Annotated in this window: 20 protein-coding genes; 9 read left to right on the top strand and 11 right to left on the bottom strand. The window is 60.4% G+C overall.

Features of this window, described 5'->3' with window-relative positions; genetic code table 11:
- Positions 1-92 precede the first annotated feature (92 nt).
- Complete coding sequence (locus BLU24_RS10080; protein ID WP_093099706.1) at positions 93-848, bottom strand: spermidine synthase; 756 nt, start codon at positions 846-848, stop codon at positions 93-95.
- 152 nt (positions 849-1000) lie between these two features.
- On the opposite strand from BLU24_RS10080, the gene BLU24_RS10075 reads away from it, so the two are divergent.
- Entirely contained in the window at positions 1001-2347 is a 1347-nt protein-coding gene (locus tag BLU24_RS10075) for a class II 3-deoxy-7-phosphoheptulonate synthase (protein ID WP_090284945.1), read from the top strand.
- 88 nt (positions 2348-2435) lie between these two features.
- Here the strand turns inward: BLU24_RS10075 and BLU24_RS10070 are convergent, their stop codons facing one another.
- Positions 2436-3662 (bottom strand): winged helix-turn-helix domain-containing protein, encoded by a 1227-nt coding sequence (locus BLU24_RS10070; protein ID WP_093099702.1) that lies wholly within the window; start codon positions 3660-3662, stop codon positions 2436-2438.
- Positions 3663-3726: 64 nt separating this feature from the next.
- Positions 3727-3948 carry a DUF1127 domain-containing protein gene (locus BLU24_RS10065; protein WP_093099699.1) on the bottom strand — a complete coding sequence of 74 codons (222 nt, stop codon included), beginning with the start codon at positions 3946-3948 and terminating at the stop codon, positions 3727-3729.
- Positions 3949-4045: 97 nt separating this feature from the next.
- Between BLU24_RS10065 and BLU24_RS10060 the strand changes: the two genes are divergently transcribed.
- Complete coding sequence (locus tag BLU24_RS10060; protein ID WP_007908606.1) at positions 4046-4900, top strand: LysR substrate-binding domain-containing protein; 855 nt, start codon at positions 4046-4048, stop codon at positions 4898-4900.
- Here the strand turns inward: BLU24_RS10060 and BLU24_RS10055 are convergent.
- Positions 4890-5639 (bottom strand): sulfite exporter TauE/SafE family protein, encoded by a 750-nt coding sequence (locus BLU24_RS10055; RefSeq protein WP_172833255.1) that lies wholly within the window; start codon positions 5637-5639, stop codon positions 4890-4892. The genes BLU24_RS10060 and BLU24_RS10055 overlap by 11 nt on opposite strands.
- A gap of 106 nt (positions 5640-5745) precedes the next feature.
- Here BLU24_RS10055 and BLU24_RS10050 point away from each other — a divergent pair, with 106 nt between their 5' ends.
- The 4 genes from BLU24_RS10050 to BLU24_RS10035 all read left to right on the top strand — a co-directional run bounded on the left by BLU24_RS10050 (position 5746) and on the right by BLU24_RS10035 (position 9029).
- Positions 5746-6702 carry a LysR family transcriptional regulator gene (locus BLU24_RS10050; protein WP_093099697.1) on the top strand — a complete coding sequence of 319 codons (957 nt, stop codon included), beginning with the start codon at positions 5746-5748 and terminating at the stop codon, positions 6700-6702.
- A gap of 81 nt (positions 6703-6783) precedes the next feature.
- A complete protein-coding gene (locus BLU24_RS10045; protein WP_090284955.1) occupies positions 6784-7239 on the top strand; it encodes a MarR family winged helix-turn-helix transcriptional regulator in 456 nt (151 codons plus the stop codon).
- Between the two features lie 325 nt (positions 7240-7564).
- Complete coding sequence (locus tag BLU24_RS10040) at positions 7565-7984, top strand: organic hydroperoxide resistance protein (protein WP_034155242.1); 420 nt, start codon at positions 7565-7567, stop codon at positions 7982-7984.
- 34 nt (positions 7985-8018) lie between these two features.
- Positions 8019-9029, top strand: a complete 1011-nt coding sequence (locus tag BLU24_RS10035; protein ID WP_093099695.1) for an alpha/beta hydrolase — start codon at positions 8019-8021, stop codon at positions 9027-9029.
- 186 nt (positions 9030-9215) lie between these two features.
- Here BLU24_RS10035 and BLU24_RS10030 read toward each other — a convergent pair whose 3' ends face one another.
- Both BLU24_RS10030 and earP read right to left on the bottom strand, forming a co-directional pair.
- Entirely contained in the window at positions 9216-9785 is a 570-nt protein-coding gene (locus BLU24_RS10030) for an elongation factor P (protein WP_003226785.1), read from the bottom strand.
- A gap of 48 nt (positions 9786-9833) precedes the next feature.
- A complete protein-coding gene (earP, locus tag BLU24_RS10025) occupies positions 9834-10976 on the bottom strand; it encodes an elongation factor P maturation arginine rhamnosyltransferase EarP (RefSeq protein ID WP_093099693.1) in 1143 nt (380 codons plus the stop codon).
- Between the two features lie 124 nt (positions 10977-11100).
- On the opposite strand from earP, the gene BLU24_RS10020 reads away from it, so the two are divergent.
- Both BLU24_RS10020 and BLU24_RS10015 read left to right on the top strand, forming a co-directional pair.
- Positions 11101-11517, top strand: a complete 417-nt coding sequence (locus tag BLU24_RS10020; RefSeq protein WP_090284962.1) for a hypothetical protein — start codon at positions 11101-11103, stop codon at positions 11515-11517.
- Positions 11518-11519: 2 nt separating this feature from the next.
- Positions 11520-12002 carry a GreA/GreB family elongation factor gene (locus BLU24_RS10015; RefSeq protein WP_093099691.1) on the top strand — a complete coding sequence of 161 codons (483 nt, stop codon included), beginning with the start codon at positions 11520-11522 and terminating at the stop codon, positions 12000-12002.
- A gap of 9 nt (positions 12003-12011) precedes the next feature.
- On the opposite strand, the gene cysB is transcribed toward BLU24_RS10015, so the two are convergent.
- From cysB to BLU24_RS09990, 5 genes are all read right to left on the bottom strand, one after another.
- A complete protein-coding gene (gene cysB / locus BLU24_RS10010) occupies positions 12012-12986 on the bottom strand; it encodes an HTH-type transcriptional regulator CysB (protein ID WP_003183769.1) in 975 nt (324 codons plus the stop codon).
- A 112-nt stretch (positions 12987-13098) separates the two neighbouring features.
- Positions 13099-13602 carry a universal stress protein gene (locus BLU24_RS10005; RefSeq protein ID WP_090284968.1) on the bottom strand — a complete coding sequence of 168 codons (504 nt, stop codon included), beginning with the start codon at positions 13600-13602 and terminating at the stop codon, positions 13099-13101.
- Positions 13603-13698: 96 nt separating this feature from the next.
- Positions 13699-14604, bottom strand: a complete 906-nt coding sequence (locus BLU24_RS10000) for a 5'-nucleotidase (RefSeq protein WP_090284970.1) — start codon at positions 14602-14604, stop codon at positions 13699-13701.
- A 21-nt stretch (positions 14605-14625) separates the two neighbouring features.
- Positions 14626-15579, bottom strand: a complete 954-nt coding sequence (locus tag BLU24_RS09995) for a putative 2-dehydropantoate 2-reductase (protein ID WP_093099689.1) — start codon at positions 15577-15579, stop codon at positions 14626-14628.
- Positions 15579-15965 (bottom strand): thioredoxin family protein, encoded by a 387-nt coding sequence (locus tag BLU24_RS09990; RefSeq protein ID WP_093099687.1) that lies wholly within the window; start codon positions 15963-15965, stop codon positions 15579-15581. The genes BLU24_RS09995 and BLU24_RS09990 overlap by 1 nt, the downstream gene beginning before the upstream one ends.
- On the opposite strand from BLU24_RS09990, the gene BLU24_RS09985 reads away from it, so the two are divergent.
- Positions 15964-16407 carry a PilZ domain-containing protein gene (locus BLU24_RS09985; protein WP_093099685.1) on the top strand — a complete coding sequence of 148 codons (444 nt, stop codon included), beginning with the start codon at positions 15964-15966 and terminating at the stop codon, positions 16405-16407. The genes BLU24_RS09990 and BLU24_RS09985 overlap by 2 nt on opposite strands.
- Positions 16408-16476 lie beyond the last annotated feature (69 nt).

Here is a 16476-nt window from a genome sequence, read left to right as displayed (position 1 = left end):
GGCGCCATCGCGAGCAAGCTCACTCCTACATTTGAAATGCAATCCCCTGTAGGAGTGAGCCTGCTCGCGATAGGGCCGGCACGGCCCTCGTTTCAGGTGGCCGGGCGAATCGCGTTGATCAACGATTGCAACGAATACCCCAACCGCGGCGCCAGCGCTTCAGCCCTTGCCGTCAGCGCCTGCACGTCGAGCACCTGATCAAGGTCCGCCGGGACAATCAGTATCACATTGCCCTCCTTCACCGGCAGCTCCCAGTAATGCCGATGATAGAGTCCGCGCAGCAACGCCGCGCCCAGCGGTTTGCCGTCATCCGTCGCCCATTGATTGATCACCAGCCAGCCGCCGGGGTTCAGGCGTTTCTGGCAGTCACCGAGAAAGCTCCAGGCCAGATGCCCGACGCCCGGCCCGACATCGGTGTACAGGTCGACGAAAATCAGATCCGCCGGTTCGGCGCTCGGCAGCAATTCGAGGGCATCGCCGACCCGAATGTACAAACGCGGATCGTCATCCAGCCCCAGGTATTCAATCGCCAGGCGCGGCACGTCCGGGCGCAATTCGATGGCTTCGACGTCTTCCAGCGGCAGGAATTTCAGGCAGGCCTGGGTCAGCGTGCCGGCGCCGAGGCCGAGAAACAGCGCGCTTTCCGGGTGTTCATGATATAGCGCGCCAATCAGCATGGCGCGGGTGTAGTCATATTCGAGCCAGCTTGGATCGGCGGTGAAGACGCAGCTCTGCTCGATGGCATCGCCGAATTCGAGAAAGCGGTAATCGGCCACTTCCAGCACGCGAATCACGCCGAACTCATCCTGTACTTCGGCGAGCAGATGCTCGACGCGCTCCTCAGTCATTTCGTCTCCTGATGGTCACCGGGCGCGGTGACGCGATGGCACCGCTGTGGTGCCGTGGCAAAGCGGCAATTGTCGGTGATGGGGCGGGAACAGGTCACGCACTAATTGCTGCTACCATGGCGTTCCCCTGCGTATGAAACTTCGAGACCGTGATGAGCCAACCGTGGAGCCCTGACAGCTGGCGCGCCCTGCCGATCCAGCAACAACCGCAATACCCCGACGCCGCGCACCTGCGCCAGGTCGAGCAAACCCTGGCCAGTTATCCGCCATTGGTGTTTGCCGGCGAAGCACGCGAGCTGCGCCGTCAGTTTGCCGAAGTCACCCAAGGTCGGGCCTTCCTGTTGCAGGGCGGCGATTGCGCAGAAAGCTTTGCGGAATTCTCCGCTGCCAAGATTCGCGACACCTTTAAAGTGTTGCTGCAAATGGCGATCGTCATGACCTTCGCCGCCGGTTGCCCGGTGGTCAAAGTCGGGCGCATGGCCGGTCAGTTCGCCAAACCGCGTTCTGCCAACGATGAAACCATCGAAGGCGTGACGCTGCCGGCCTATCGTGGCGATATCGTCAACGGCATCGGTTTCGACGAAAAGAGCCGCGTGCCCGATCCGGAGCGCCTGCTGCAGTCCTATCACCAGTCCACCGCGACGTTGAATCTGCTGCGCGCCTTTGCTCAGGGCGGTTTTGCCGACCTGCATCAAGTGCACAAGTGGAACCTGGACTTCATCGCCAACTCGGCGCTGGCCGAGAAGTACAGCCACCTCGCTGACCGTATCGATGAAACCCTGGCGTTCATGCGCGCCTGCGGCATGGACAGCTCGCCGCAACTGCGCGAAACCAGTTTCTTCACCGCCCACGAGGCACTGCTGCTTAACTACGAAGAAGCTTTCGTGCGCCGCGACAGCCTGACCAACGATTACTACGACTGTTCGGCGCACATGCTGTGGATCGGCGACCGCACCCGCCAGCTCGACGGCGCCCATGTGGAATTTCTGCGCGGGGTGAACAACCCGATTGGCGTGAAAGTCGGCCCGAGCATGAATCCCGACGACCTGATCCGCTTGATCGATGTGCTCAACCCGGACAACGATCCCGGCCGTCTAAACCTGATCGCGCGGATGGGCGCGAACAAGGTCGGCGATCATTTGCCGGCGCTGATTCGCGCGGTGCAGCGTGAAGGCAAGCAAGTGCTGTGGAGCTCCGACCCGATGCACGGCAACACCATCAAGGCCAGCAGCGGCTACAAGACCCGCGACTTTGCGCAGATCCTTGGTGAAGTGAAGCAGTTCTTCCAGGTGCACGAAGCAGAGGGCAGCTACGCCGGCGGCATTCATATCGAGATGACCGGGCAGAACGTTACCGAATGCATCGGTGGTGCACGGCCGATTACTGAGGATGGCTTGTCGGACCGTTATCACACCCATTGTGATCCGCGGATGAATGCCGATCAGTCGCTGGAGCTGGCGTTTTTGATTGCCGAGACTCTGAAGCAGGTTCGACGCTAGACCGCGTCGCTCATATCGCGAGCAGGCTCACTCCTACAGGGAAACGCATTCCAAATGTAGGAGTGAGCCTGCTCGCGATGGCGTCAGTTCAGTCACAACCAATCTGTGCCAATGCCACCCTAAGCCGCGCCGCACTCTCTCGCTGACAATTGAGCTGCACCCGCGCCAGGCCCAGCCAACTTGCCATCCTGCGCAAATTCGCCGCCAGCGCCAGCATCCCCTCCTCGTCCAGCCCGGCTTCTTCCTCGTGCACCGCATGCACCGCCAACTGCCCCGCCGCTCGCTCGGCGCGCAAATCGACCCGTGCAGCGATCCGCTCATTGTGCAAAAACGGCAGCACGTAATAGCCGTAGACGCGCTTGGGTTGCGGCGTGTAAATCTCCAGCCGATAACGGAAATCGAACAAGCGCTCGGTGCGGCTGCGTTCCCAGATCAGCGAATCGAACGGCGACAACAGCGCACTGGCGATAACCTTGCGCGGCACTGTGGGCTCCGGCAGGCAATAGGCAATCTGTCGCCAGTCGGCCACCTCGCACATCTGCAATTGCCCCGCCTCGACCAGCTCGGCCAGACGCGGCCGCGCATCCGTCGGGCTCAAGCGGAAATAATCACGCAAGTCTTTCTCCGTGCCGACGCCCAACGCCCCCGCCGCATGCAGCAACAGACCGCGTTGCGCTTCGGCCTCATCAGGCATCGGCTGCTGCAGGATCGCCGCAGGGATCACTCGCTCGGGCAAATCGTATAAACGCTCGAAACCGCGTCGCCCCGCCACTGTCACCTCACCGGCGGCGAACAACCATTCCAGCGCAAGCTTTTCCGCACTCCAGTCCCACCACGGCCCAGCCTTGTCGGCGCGGGTCGACAGACTGCCGGCGCCCAAGGCGCCCTGCGCTTCAACCGCTGCCAGCACCCGGCGAATCGTCTTTTGCTGCTCGCGGCCGAATGTCGCCAGTTGCTGATAAATGTCCTCGCCGCGCCGGGCCCGCTGCATGCGCCAGCCCAGCAACGAGTACATCGACAGCGGCAGCAGCGACGCTTCATGCCCCCAGTATTCAAACAACGTGCGCCGACGCCCCGAACTCCAGGCAGCCTGGTCGAGCAAGTCAAAGGAATAGGAACCGAGACGGGAAAACAGCGGCAGGTAGTGCGAGCGCACCACGGCGTTGACGGAGTCGATTTGCAGCAGGCCCAGCCGCTCGATCAGCCGGTTGAGGTGCGGCGCCTTGACGGTCGGCGGCTGGCGCCCGTTGAACCCTTGGGCAGCCAGCGCCAGACGTCGCGCCTGTTTGAGGGAAAAGGCCAGAGTCGCGGGCATGAACATCTCCTTGTCTGCTCGCAACCTACCTCACCGAAAGTGGGTTTGTGTAGCACCGGGTTGATCATTTATGCATCGGATCATCCCAGAACGGCCGCACGGTTTCGTGCTCAACGTCGGCACGACTGACACCGATGTCCTTCAACGCTTCGTCACTCAGACTGGCGAGCAACTCGCGTTCACGGTGCAGTTCGTACCAGCGGCTAAACTTGTGCAGCAGATCGGAAACGATATGGCCGTGGCCGGACAGCTGCTCTTGGTTCACATACTCTTTTTGACCTTTCATCGTCTTGCCTCCCTTTGTGGATGGCTCAAGTCTCGTCCCGACGCTAAGATCAATCCAACGAATGTTTCTGATGGCATGCATCACGGAGATTCATCAATTGTCCGCCTACCCCAGTATCGATACCGATGTCTTGCGCACCTTTGTGGCGATTGCCGATCAGGGCGGTTTCACCCGCGCCGGCGAGATGGTCAACCGCACGCAATCGGCCGTGAGCATGCAGATGAAGCGTCTGGAAGAAGACGTGCTGCAGCGCCAGTTGTTCGAGCGCGATGGCCGTCAGGTGCGCCTCACCGCCGAAGGCCAGGTATTGCTCGGCTATGCGCGGCGCATCCTCAAGTTGCACAGCGAAGTGTTCAACACTTTGCGCGAGCCGCACATGGTCGGCACCGTGCGCATCGGCACGCCGGATGATTACGTGATGCGTTTTCTGCCGGGGATTCTCTCGCGGTTTGCGCAGTTCTATCCGCTGATCCAGATCGAGGTGCATTGCGAGTCGACCAAACAGTTGCTGCAGCGCACCGATCTGGACTTGTCGATCGTCACCCGCGAGCCGGGTAACGAGATCGGCCAACTGTTGCGCAAGGAGCGTTTTGTCTGGGCCGAGGCGCAGAATTTCAGCGCCCACGAACAGACGCCGCTGCCGCTGGCAATGTTCAACAGTGATTGTTTCTGCCGTTTATGGGCGTGCAATGCGCTGGACGCGATGGGCCGCGAATACCGCATCGCCTATAACAGCACCAGCCTGTCGGCGTTGATGGCCGTTGTCAGCGCGGGCCTGGCGATCACCGCGCAACTGGAGAGCCTGATTACCCCGGACATGCGCATTCTCGGCGCCGCCGAAGACCTGCCACTACTGCCCGAGGCCAGCATCATGCTGATCCGCAATCTGAACAACCCATCGCCGATCACTGAATGTCTGGCCGAGCACATCGTCGAAGGCTTTAAACTTTAAACGCGAGCATCACCGCACACAGCACCAGGAAACCGCAGAACAGCCCGCGCAGAAGTTTTTCCGGCATCGCGTGGGCGACTTTTACGCCCCAACTGATGCTGGCCAGACCGCCAAGCGCCAGTGGCAAGCCGATCATCCAGTCGACTTCGTGGTGTACTGCGTAGGTCACCAGGGTTACGCCGGTGCTGGGCAGGGCCAGTGCCAGGGACAAACCCTGAGCGACCACTTGCGAGGTGCCGAACAGACTGGTCAGCACCGGCGTTGCCACCACCGCCCCACCGACACCGAACAAACCGCCCATGGTCCCCGACGCGGCGCCGAGCACACCGAGCCACGGCCACGAGTAGCGCATTTCTGCGCTCACCGCGGGTTTCGGACCGAACATTTTCAACAGGTTGTACGCTGACAGCGCCACCAGAAAAGCCACGAAACCGATGCGCATGGTTTGCGCGTCAATGCCTACCGCCCAGATCGAACCGAGCCAGGCAAAGCAAAAACCCATCAGCGCCAACGGCAGCGCATGGCGTAGCTCGATGCGATTGCGCTGGTGATATCGCCACAGCGCCAGCATTACGTTGGGCACCACCATTACCAGTGCCGTGCCTTGGGCGATCTGCTGATCGAGCCCGAACCACACACCGAGCAACGGAATGGCGATCAAGCCGCCGCCGATACCGAAAATGCCGCCGAGCGTGCCAAGCGCAGCGCCGAACAGCAGGTAAATCAGAAAATCCATCACAGCGCATTCCTCTTCGTCAGGCTTGCCATGCTACGCAGTCGCGGCTGGCGGGGAAACGCACAGCAGCGCACAATGGCTGTGTCGATTTCGCATAAGCGCCCGATCCATGAATCCCAATCAATTAACCGATCAGCTCGGACTGTTCCTCGACGTGCTGGAAAGCGGCAGTTTTTCCGCCGCCGCACGCCGCCATCCGCTAACACCCTCGGCGGTCGCCCGGCGTATCGACAATCTCGAAAGCGCGGTGGGCAGCCAGCTGTTTGTGCGCAGCACCCACGCCGTGCGCGCGACGCCAGCCGGGCTGGCCTTTGCTGAGCGTGCACGGCGAATTGTTGCCGAGCTGCAATTGGCACGCGCCGAAGCGGTGTCTCTGAGCAGTGCGCCGGAAGGCTTGATCCGCATCGACGCGCCCGCCGCGTTCGGACGCCGACATCTGGCGCCGGTGCTCGCTGACTTTTTGTTGCTATACCCGGGCCTGGATGTGCAGTTGCATTTGATCGACAGCTTCATCGACATGGACGGGTCGAACCTGGGCAAAGTCGATCTGGTGCTGCGCGCCGGGCAACTGGCCGACACGCGCCTGGTCGCAACACCACTGGCGAGCATCGTGCGCATTGCCTGCGCCAGCCCCGATTACCTGAAACGCCGTGGCGTGCCGAGCCATCCCGCGCAATTGAATGAATACGACGGGCTCGACTGGGACGGCCTCGCCCCGCCCTTCGCCTGGCGCTTTCAACTCGACGGGCAATTGCAGTTGCACCGTCCGGCCCGTATCCGCCTGAGCGCCAACAACGCCGAAGCGTTGGTCTGCGGCGCTTTGGCCGGACTGGGAATCGCCCATCTGCCGACTTGGCTGGCCAGCGAATACCTGCTGCGCGGCGAACTGCTGCCGCTGTTCTGTGACAACGGCTTGCCCGAAGCAGAATCCGCCGGCATTTACGCCTTGCGCATGGGCCAACAAACCCATTCGCGCAGCCGCTTGCTACTGGAATATCTGAAAACCCGCTTCAGCCCTGTTCCTCCCTGGGATCTGGCGCTGCAACGGGATCTGGGCCGGCATTAAGCTCAAGGCTTAGGGAAAATTATCTGGCGCATTAAAGGTTCGAGCGCTAGATTCATTGCATTACTGAACAAGGCTTGCACCATGACTTCCGAACGCGACACCTGCGACGACCTCCTACTGGCTAACCAGGCCTGCTTCGCCCTGCACTCCACTTCGCTGATGATGACCAAGGTCTACAAGCCGCTGCTGCAAGCGCTGAACCTGACCTACCCGCAGTACCTGGCGATGATGGTGTTGTGGGAACAGGATGGTTTGACGGTCGGAGAAATCAGCACACGCCTGCTCACCGATCCGGGCTCGCTGACGCCACTGCTCAAGCGTCTGGAAGCAGAAGGCTTGCTTAGCCGCACACGCAGTCGCGAAGATGAGCGGGTGGTCATCGTCGAATTGACCGAACAAGGTCGCGCCCTGCGCGATAAGGCGCAAAGCATTCCCCAGTGCATTCTTGGCGCCAGCGGCTTTACCCTTGAGCGCCTGCAGAAACTGCAAGCGGAATTGCAAGCGCTGCGCGGGCATTTGCAAGACAGCCTGATTTAAGCCCCCCGTCCCCCTGTAGGAGTGAGCCTGCTCGCGATAGCGGTGAGTCAGAAACACATGTGCTGACTGACCCAGCGCTATCGCGAGCAGGCTCACTCCTACATTTGATCTCCTTCGCCTGAAAAATATTCTCAGCTTTCAAGATCCCCGCTGTCCCTTCTATTTCAATGCTCTCCAGCTGATTGATCATTCGAAAAGCACGTTCGGCAAAACTTTTTTGAAAATTTATCTTGCGCGCTAAACATTAGCGCTATACATTCGCCTCACACCTACTTAGCGCGCAAACAATTAGCGCACAAAACCACAACCCAACGAGGCTCACACCATGCAAACTCTCTACACCGCAATCGCAACCTCCACTGGCGGCCGTGACGGTCGTGCGATCTCCAGCGACAACATCCTCGACGTCAAACTCGCCACGCCAAAAGAACTCGGCGGTGCTGGCGGTGCGGCGACCAACCCTGAGCAACTGTTCGCTGCCGGCTACTCGGCCTGCTTCATCGGCGCGCTGAAATTCGTTGCCAGCCAGACCAAACGCAAGATCCCCGATGACGCCTCGATCACCGCCCACGTCGGTATCGGTCAGATCCCCGGTGGCTTCGGTCTGGACATTGACCTGCACATCAGCCTGCCAGGTCTGGAACAAGCCGATGCGCAAAGCCTGGTCGACGCCGCTCACCAGGTCTGCCCGTACTCCAACGCCACCCGCGGCAACGTCGACGTCCGTCTGCACGTGACCGTGTAATCACTGAGCCCCGGCCCGAACAAGGAAATTGAATATGAACACTTTCAGCAAAGTCTTGACCGGTACCCTTCTCGCCCTGTCCGTGCACAGCGCCTTCGCCGGTGATGTGGAGCACAACACCCAGGCGTTTCTCGATGTGCTGAATGCCGGCAGCGGCAAGCCGATCGAGCAGCTGTCGCCCAAGGACGCTCGCGCCGTGCTGGTCGGCGCGCAGTCCGGGGTCAAACTGACACTGCCAAAAGCCGATGTCAGCGAGAAGACCATCCAGGTCGATGGCCAACCGTTGAGCCTGACCATCGTCCGGCCGGCCGGGGTCAAGGGCGAGCTGCCAGTGTTCATGTTCTTCCACGGTGGCGGCTGGGTGCTCGGGGATTTCCCGACCCACGAACGGCTGGTCCGCGATCTGGTGGCCGGTTCGGGTGCGGCGGCGGTATTCGTCAACTACACCCCTTCGCCGGAAGCGCATTATCCGGTGGCGATCAACCAGGCCTACGCCGCGACCAAATGGGTGGCGGAACACGGCAAGGAGATCAACGTCGATGGCAAACGTCTGGCCGTGGCCGGCAACAGCGTCGGCGGCAACATGGCCGCAGTGGTTGCGCTGATGGCCAAAGACAAGGGCACCCCGGCGATCAGATTCCAGGCGCTGCTGTGGCCGGTGACTGATGCCAACTTCGATACCGGGTCCTACAACCAGTATGCCGAGGGGCATTTCCTCACCCGCAACATGATGAAGTGGTTCTGGGACAACTACACCACTGACGCCAGGCAGCGTAACGAGATCTACGCTTCACCGCTGCGCGCTACCACTGCGCAACTGAAAGGTCTGCCGCCAGCACTGGTGCAAACCGCCAGCGCCGACGTATTGCGCGATGAAGGCGAAGCGTATGCGCGCAAACTCGACGAAGCCGGTGTGCCGGTAACGTCGGTGCGTTACAACGGCATGATCCACGACTACGGTTTGCTCAACGTGGTCAGCCAGGTGCCGGCGGTGCGTTCGGCGATGTTGCAGGCTTCGCAAGAGCTTAAAGAACATCTGAAATAACCCTATCCCCACATGTAGGAGTGAGCCTGCTCGCGATAGCGGTGTATCAGTCGATGAACATGTCGACTGGTATGACGCCATCGCGAGCAGGCTCACTCCTACAGGGATTTGTGGTGATGGCTGAATTACAGGCATAAAAAAACCCGACTCAATGGTCGGGTTTTTTCTTTCCGTAAAAAGCAGTGCTTATTTCGCACGGCCTTTGTAGGAGCCGCCTTCGCGGGTATCGATCTCGATCATGTCGCCGATTTCGATGAAGTCAGCAACCGACAGCTCGGTACCGTTCTTCAGTTTGGCAGGCTTCATCACCTTGCCGGAAGTGTCACCGCGAGCGGAACCTTCGGTGTAGTCAACCTGACGCACGATAGTGGTCGGCAGTTCCACGGAAACCAGACGCTCTTCGAAGAACACGGCTTCGCAAACGTCGGTCATGCCTTCTTCAACGAAAGGCAGAACGCTTTCGATGTCTTCGGCGTTCAGCTCGTACATGGTGTAGTCAGTGGTGTCCATGAACGTGTAAGTGTCACCGCTGATGAACGACAGGGTGGCTTCTTTACGATCGAGGATCACGTCGTCCAGCTTGTCGTCCGCACCGTAAACGGTTTCGGTCTTGTAACCGGTCAGCAGGTTCTTCAGCTTGGTCTTCATGATCGCGCTGTTACGGCCCGACTTGGTGAATTCAGCTTTCTGAACCAGCCAAGGATCGTTGTCGATACGGATCACGGTACCGGGTTTGAGTTCTTTACCAGTTTTCATTGCGAATATCCGAATTTGGATGGGATTTACAAAAATCTAGGCCGCGTATCATATCCAATTTAGGTAAAACTGTACCAGCGCCGTGGCGAGATCCGCCTGCAAGCCCTGTTCCAGACACCATGCCTCGGCATTTTCCTGCAGTTCTGGCCAGTGTTTGCGGGCCCCGAGCCAGTGCTCGCCGATCGGCTGGCCGGCACTCCAGGCGCGCCACAGACCGTTCATCGCATCGGCAGCCGCTGGCGAAAGGCGTTTGGTGTAAAGCGCGAGGAAGGCGTCGAGCTTGTCCAGATGGATGTCTTCGTCCTGCTGATAGATGTGCCAGAGCATCGGTCGCCCCGCCCATTGCGCACGCACGAACGAGTCCTCACCGCGCACCGCGTTGAAATCGCAGCACCAGAGCAAATGGTCGTATTGATCCTGACGGACGAACGGCAGCACCTGCACGGTAAGCGACTGACGTTGATGAATGGCCCCGACCGTCAGCGTCTCCACCTCCAGCCAACGCGCAACATCGCCAAGAATCCGCCCTTCCGGCACCAGCAGATGGGTCGGCGTATCCGCCGCAGCCAGTACGTCGAGCCAACTGGCCAGCCCGGCGTTCTCGTAGGCAAACAGCGAAATCAGTTGTGCATCAGGTGCGCGCTCGATACCCAACCCTTGCAGAAATTGTCGCTGCGCCGCGGCATCCTGTTGAAACTGCCGACGCTGCTCAAGCAAGCCGCGCTCGCGCAACAGTCCGCCGGTGCCTGGCTGAAAACCGGGGAAGAAGAAAATTTTCTGCACCGATTTGTATTTGACCGAGGGCAATCCATGACAGCCGACGACCCAGTCTTCGGCGCTGAGATAATCGAGGTTCATCCACAGCGGCGGGCGTTCACGCGCGGCCATGGCGTCCATGTAATCGTTGGGCAAATTGCAGGCGAACGCGGCGATCACGACGTCAGCGGCGTCCGTGTGAACCCACTCGACGGGCCAGTGCCGCACCTCGACGCCCTGCTGATATTGCTGCGCAGCGTCGATATCGATCGCTGGGCAGATACGTTCGAACGCGCGCAGATCGTCCACCCAAAGGCGCACTGTCAGGGAATGCTCGGCAACCAGTTGCCGGGCCAGGCGCCAGGTCACGCCAATGTCGCCGAAGTTGTCGACGACGGTGCAGAAAATATCCCAGCGGGTGTTCGTTTCAGTCATTCAAGGCTCCCGTTGGCAAAAGCGCCGATTGTCCGCATAAATACCCTCGCGCAGAAGAGCCGACGCCGATTAATCTTCGTGCGACAATCGCCACTTGCCCGCATTCATCCGCCAGGAGGCAGCCATGCCCTACCGTCCCCGTTCGCGTCGCCCCTTGCCTGTTCAGCTTAGCGCCCTGCATCTGATCGGCAGCATCGCCCTGGGCATGTGGCTGGGCTTTCTCGCCATCGCTCTGACCTGCTGGCTGCTTTCGCGGTTCATCTTTGCCGAGCAACTGGCGCCCGTCGCCCAAGCGGTGCAGCAGATCGCCAACCCGCCCCCGCCTGCGCCCGTGCAAGCCCAGCCGGACATCCCATCGCAGAGCCCACTGTTCGAGCAGTACGAAGAAAACCTGCGCAAGAACGAACAGCAGGCTCGACTGGATCAGGCGCGCGCCAGTTCGCGCAACGCGTCCAACCCCAAATGCCAGTTCTGGCTGCAGCAGGACCAGACCGCGCCCAGCGAAAAGAGCCGCGCCAACGTTTTGCAGTTCTGCGATTGATCATGAACAAACACACTGTCCATCAATTGATTCTCGACAAACTGCGCATCGACCTCGACATCGCAGAACGCGCCGCGCAGACCGCGTACGAAACCGCGACCCACGAAGAGAACATCGCCGAAAACAAGTACGACACCCTGGGTCTCGAGGCGTCGTATCTGGCGGCCGGTCAGGCGAAACGGGTCGAGGAGATTCGTCAGTCGCTGGCGCTGTGCCAGAACCTTACGTTGCGTGCCTACGATGAACAGCGTGGCATCGAGATCGGTGCCCTGCTCGGCCTGGAAGATGAAAGAGGGCGCGAGCAATGGCTGTTCCTGGCCCCGGACGCGGCCGGTCTGAAAGTCGACGTGGTCGGTCAGCCGATCACTGTCATCACCCCGCGCTCACCGCTGGGCAAAAGCCTGCTGGGCAAGTTCGAGGGTGATGAGGTGGAGATTCTGGTGGCGGGCACCCGGCAACAGTTCGCTGTCACCGAGGTGCTTTGAAACAGCGGATCAGTGCACCGGCAATTCGACGCCGTCGAACAGTTCTTCCAGTTCCTGTTTGTTGTGGCACTGAATGGCCTTGGCCATGACTTCGCGGGTCAGGTGCGGGGCGAATTTCTCGATGAAGTCGCACATGAAACCCCGCAGGAACGTGCCGCGACGGAAACCGATCTTGGTTACGCTCGATTCGAACAGCTCGCTGGCGTCCAGCACCACCAGATCGTTATCGAGTTTGGTGTCGACCGCCATTTTCGCCACGATGCCCACGCCCAGCCCCAGACGCACGTAGGTCTTGATCACGTCGGCGTCGGCCGCGGTGAACACCACTTTCGGCGTCAGCCCGCGATGGCTGAAGGCTTCGTCGAGTTTCGAACGGCCGGTGAAACCGAACACGTACGTCACGATCGGGTATTCGGCGAGGGCTTCCAGCGTCAGCTTCGGCAGCTTGGTCAGCGGGTGGCCCTGGGGCACGACCACGCAACGGTTCCAGCGGTAGCACGGCATCATCACCAGATCGCCGAACAGCTCCAGCGCTTCGGTGGCAATGGCGAAATCGACGGTGCCATCAGCGGCCATTTCAGCGATCTGCATCGGCGAGCCCTGATGCATGTGCAGGGCCACGTCGGGATATTGCTTGATGAAATTGCTGATCACCGGTGGCAGCGCATAACGGGCCTGGGTGTGCGTGGTGGCGATCGACAGCGTGCCCTTCTTCTCGTTGGAGAATTCCTGGGCGATCTGCTTGATGCTCTCGACCTTGCGCAGAATCTCGCCAGCGGTGGTGATGATGCGCTCGCCAGCCGGGGTGACGCGGGTCAGGTGTTTGCCGCTGCGGGCAAACACTTCGACGCCCAGTTCGTCTTCCAGCAGACGGATTTGCTTACTGATGCCCGGTTGCGAGGTGTAAAGGCTTTGGGCTGTAGCGGAAACGTTGAGGTCGTGGTGCGCCACTTCCCAGATGTAGCGCAGTTGTTGAAGCTTCATATCAATCCCTCAAAGCAGAAAGACGCCACGGGCATCAGCGACGGTATATAACTATATTAATGGTTTGAAGAATAAATCTAGAACTTTTTCATCGAAGCGCCATTATTTTGCCTCAGCGATCCTCGCGCCGCCGACGCTCGACCAACGGCACCAGATAAACCGGCACCTTGGCCAATTGCAGGACTCGCGCAGCCGTCCGCCCCAACGGTGTCTCCGCGCCGACCCCGTGGCTGTGACTGCCTACGATCAGCAGATCGACAGAGAGTTTCTGCACCTGGTCGAGAATCACCTGCGACGGATCGCCCTGCAGTACACGCACCGCACGTATGCGCTGCAAGTCCAGTTCGCCATCGTCGCCGAGTTCTTCGCGAAAGCTCTCCAGCACGCGCTGCTCGATATTGGCGATGACTGTTTTCAGACCCTGGCTGTGGAATTCGTTCAATGCCTGCTCGTCGAGATAACTCTGCAACACCGATTCAGCGAACAGTCCCATCGGCTCCACCGCGTGCACCACGTACAGATCGGCATTGAAGGTGCGCGCCAACGCCAAGGCATGCTGCATCACGAACGGGGCGTACAGACCGAGGTCAGTGGCATACAGCATCGAACGAATCATATGACCTCCTCGCAAGCCAACATGGCGGAGATTGATTCAGCTTAGCAGTGCCTTGACGAGTACGACGGGCGAGGCAACGTCTTGAGTCAAAGGGCTTTAAATCGACGGTTCGTTGCTGATGCCGTGAGGCACGTGACCGGTGGCGACCACTTCACGGGCCAGTTCGCAATGCCCGGTCTGATCGTCGAAGAACACGTCGGCGGCGAAGGCTTCGAGGAATGCCGACTTGGTCAGACCGCCGAGAAACAGCGATTCATCGAGACGGATGTCCCACTCGCGCAAGGTGCGGATGACCCGCTCGTGGGCCGGCGCCGATCGCGCGGTGACCAGCGCGGTGCGGATCGGGCAGTCATCGTCGGGAAACTCGCGCTGGAGCAGATTGAGCGCCGCGAGAAAGCCCTTGAACGGGCCGCCGCGCAACGGCTCGCGCGCCGACTCGCGTTCCTTGGCCTGAAACGCTGCGAGGCCGCCGGACTGATAAATGCGCTCCGACTCGTCAGAAAAAATCACCGCGTCGCCGTCGAAGGCGATGCGCAATTCGTCGCTGGCAGCACGGCTGGCGCCACCGGACAGAATCGTTGCCGCGGCAAACCCGGCGTCCAGCGCCGCGCGCACATCCTCGGCATGGGTGGACAGAAACAGATCGCAGCCAAAGGCTTTCAGATAAGGATAAGGACTGCGCCCGCCGACAAACGCCGCGCGGGAAATCGCCAGACCGTAATGATGGATCGAATTGAACACACGCAGCCCGGTGTCGGCGCTGTTGCGCGAGACCAGAATCACTTCGACCCGGGCGCGGCCGAGGCGGCTGTTCAGGCTCAGCAGTTTTTCTACCAGCGGGAAGGCATCGCCGGGCGCGAGAATCTCGTCTTCGTGTTCGATCTGGTATTGCCGATAGGCCTCGACGCCACTCGACAGGTAGACCTTGTGGCTTTCGCTCAGGTCGAACAAGGCGCGCGACGAAATCGCCAGCACCAGTTTGTCATCGATGTTGTTGGCCATGTTTTCCCCCAGAGCGACCGGTTAGAGGTTGCGTCGGTCGATAAATCCTAAAGTGCGGTACAGCGATTCGATGCGTGGAAGTTCGCAGCCTGCCGCTTTCGCGGCTGCCAATGGCCGAGCATAGATCGCTTCCAGCTCCAGCGGCCGCTTGTGCAAAAAGTCGTGATACATGCTCGGCCAGTAGTCGGGCATTTTCTCGGTCATCATAAACAGGTAATCAGCGTAGCCCGGCGGCACGTCGTGGCCGCAGGACTTGGCGCCCTGCACCACTTCGGCCATCAGCGTCTGGATCAACGCGCGGCTGTCGGCATCGGCCATCAGCGCGCTGGTACCGGCGACGAGCAACACCGAGAGCCCGTTGTAGGGAATGTTCCACACCAGTTTCTGCCAGCGCGCCTGATGCAGATTGGGCATCGCCTGGGAATCGATCCCGGCAGAACGGAACAGCCCGGCGCCCTCCTCGACCATCGCCATGCGTGTCACCTGATCGATGGCCGGGCCGCTGTGATAACCGATGTTCACCGCGCCCAAGGCTTGATGAGTAATCACGCCGGGGCCTTCGCGATGGACGCAGATCAGGCACAAGCCGCCCAGCAGATGCAGGGAATCGGGAAGCAATGGGCGCAAGCTGTCTTCGACGTCGAGGCCGTTCTGCAGCAACAGCACTTTTGCGTCGGGCTTGGCCGCCTCGATAATCGCCGGCGCCAGGTCGGCGTTGCTGGTGGTTTTGGCGCCGACCAGCAGCCAGTCGCATTTGGGCATGTCGGCGGCCGCGCAGTAGGCCTGCGCCGGGTTTAGCGTCAGCGGGCCATGCACGGCGCTGTTGACCTGCAAGCCGCGTTCGGCCACGGCCGAAAACTCGCTGCGCAATAGAAAGTGCACATCGAAACCGGCGCGCGCCAGCATCACCCCATAAAAACCACCAATCGCCCCGGTGCCGATAATCCCCACCACGGTTTTTTTTACTGCCCCCATCACGGCAACTCCTCTGCAGTTCGATTCAGCGCCTGCGCCAGTGCGGCGTTGAGCGCATCGGCAGTCAGGCGCGTGTGCAACGCGCCAAAGAACTCGCCGTCGCGCACCACAAAGAGTGCCGGCAAATGAAACACCTGATAACGCTCGACCAGTCCGCCGTTGTCGCCGGCATCGATCCAGCACAGCCGGTCCACTGCCAGTGGCAGCCCCGGCAACACTTCGCGGGCATAGCGGCAACTGGCGCAACCGACACTGGTGAACATCACCAGGGAAACGCCGCTCATCGCCAACAGGCGCTGGTCGGCGTCGAAATCGGTCAGTTCGGATTCGACCACTATACTGGGGGAAACAATGTCAGATGGCCGACACAGGGAGTCTGTGCTCATGGGACGTTTCATTCCTCATCCGGACGAAGTGCCGGTTGAATTGACGTTGCTCAAGCCTGAATGCATTTCCAGACAACAGCTGCACACTATCAGCCTCGGCGGCATCGCTTGCAATTACCACCGCGCCTGGCGCCATGGCACCGCATTGCAGGTGCGGATGCCAAGCGTGAATGCCGAGCTGTGTTACCCGGGCTATGTGGCGTGGTGTCTGCGGCGCAAGAAAGGTTATCTGCTGGGCATAGCCTTCACCGATGAGCAGACGCTGTTCAGTGCGCGAATGGGTGAGCAGGTGTGTCAGATCGAGCGCTTCTACCGGATGAAAAACAGCCACGACGATCTGCAGGATATTCAGGCGCTGGCCCTGCAATGGGTCGAGCAGCACGCCGACGAGTTCTCCCACGACACCGTGCGCAAGGCTTTTATGCCGCCGACATTGGACTAAAGCGCCGTTTGCCCATTGTCGAGCAGCGTCCGACGCGCTAAGGTTCGGCTCCCCCGACGCGCTAAATCT

It is taken from the genome of Pseudomonas sp. Z003-0.4C(8344-21) (genome assembly GCF_900104975.1).
Classification (GTDB): Bacteria; Pseudomonadota; Gammaproteobacteria; order Pseudomonadales; family Pseudomonadaceae; genus Aquipseudomonas; species Aquipseudomonas granadensis.
The sequence above is the reverse complement of the archived record's forward strand: the minus strand, read 5'-3'. Positions and strand labels throughout refer to the sequence as shown.

Bases quoted from the DNA above. Each gene is read 5' to 3' on its own strand.
- BLU24_RS10080 (WP_093099706.1), bottom strand. From the start codon at position 848: ATGACTGAGGAGCGCGTCGAGCATCTGCTCGCCGAAGTACAGGATGAG.
- BLU24_RS10075 (WP_090284945.1), top strand. From the start codon at position 1,001: ATGAGCCAACCGTGGAGCCCTGACAGCTGGCGCGCCCTGCCGATCCAG.
- BLU24_RS10070 (WP_093099702.1), bottom strand. From the start codon at position 3,662: ATGCCCGCGACTCTGGCCTTTTCCCTCAAACAGGCGCGACGTCTGGCG.
- BLU24_RS10065 (WP_093099699.1), bottom strand. From the start codon at position 3,948: ATGAAAGGTCAAAAAGAGTATGTGAACCAAGAGCAGCTGTCCGGCCAC.
- BLU24_RS10050 (WP_093099697.1), top strand. From the start codon at position 5,746: ATGAATCCCAATCAATTAACCGATCAGCTCGGACTGTTCCTCGACGTG.
- BLU24_RS10045 (WP_090284955.1), top strand. From the start codon at position 6,784: ATGACTTCCGAACGCGACACCTGCGACGACCTCCTACTGGCTAACCAG.
- BLU24_RS10040 (WP_034155242.1), top strand. From the start codon at position 7,565: ATGCAAACTCTCTACACCGCAATCGCAACCTCCACTGGCGGCCGTGAC.
- BLU24_RS10035 (WP_093099695.1), top strand. From the start codon at position 8,019: ATGAACACTTTCAGCAAAGTCTTGACCGGTACCCTTCTCGCCCTGTCC.
- BLU24_RS10030 (WP_003226785.1), bottom strand. From the start codon at position 9,785: ATGAAAACTGGTAAAGAACTCAAACCCGGTACCGTGATCCGTATCGAC.
- earP (WP_093099693.1), bottom strand. From the start codon at position 10,976: ATGACTGAAACGAACACCCGCTGGGATATTTTCTGCACCGTCGTCGAC.
- BLU24_RS10020 (WP_090284962.1), top strand. From the start codon at position 11,101: ATGCCCTACCGTCCCCGTTCGCGTCGCCCCTTGCCTGTTCAGCTTAGC.
- BLU24_RS10015 (WP_093099691.1), top strand. From the start codon at position 11,520: ATGAACAAACACACTGTCCATCAATTGATTCTCGACAAACTGCGCATC.
- cysB (WP_003183769.1), bottom strand. From the start codon at position 12,986: ATGAAGCTTCAACAACTGCGCTACATCTGGGAAGTGGCGCACCACGAC.
- BLU24_RS10005 (WP_090284968.1), bottom strand. From the start codon at position 13,602: ATGATTCGTTCGATGCTGTATGCCACTGACCTCGGTCTGTACGCCCCG.
- BLU24_RS10000 (WP_090284970.1), bottom strand. From the start codon at position 14,604: ATGGCCAACAACATCGATGACAAACTGGTGCTGGCGATTTCGTCGCGC.
- BLU24_RS09995 (WP_093099689.1), bottom strand. From the start codon at position 15,579: ATGGGGGCAGTAAAAAAAACCGTGGTGGGGATTATCGGCACCGGGGCG.
- BLU24_RS09985 (WP_093099685.1), top strand. From the start codon at position 15,964: ATGGGACGTTTCATTCCTCATCCGGACGAAGTGCCGGTTGAATTGACG.
- BLU24_RS09990 (WP_093099687.1), bottom strand. From the start codon at position 15,965: ATGAGCACAGACTCCCTGTGTCGGCCATCTGACATTGTTTCCCCCAGT.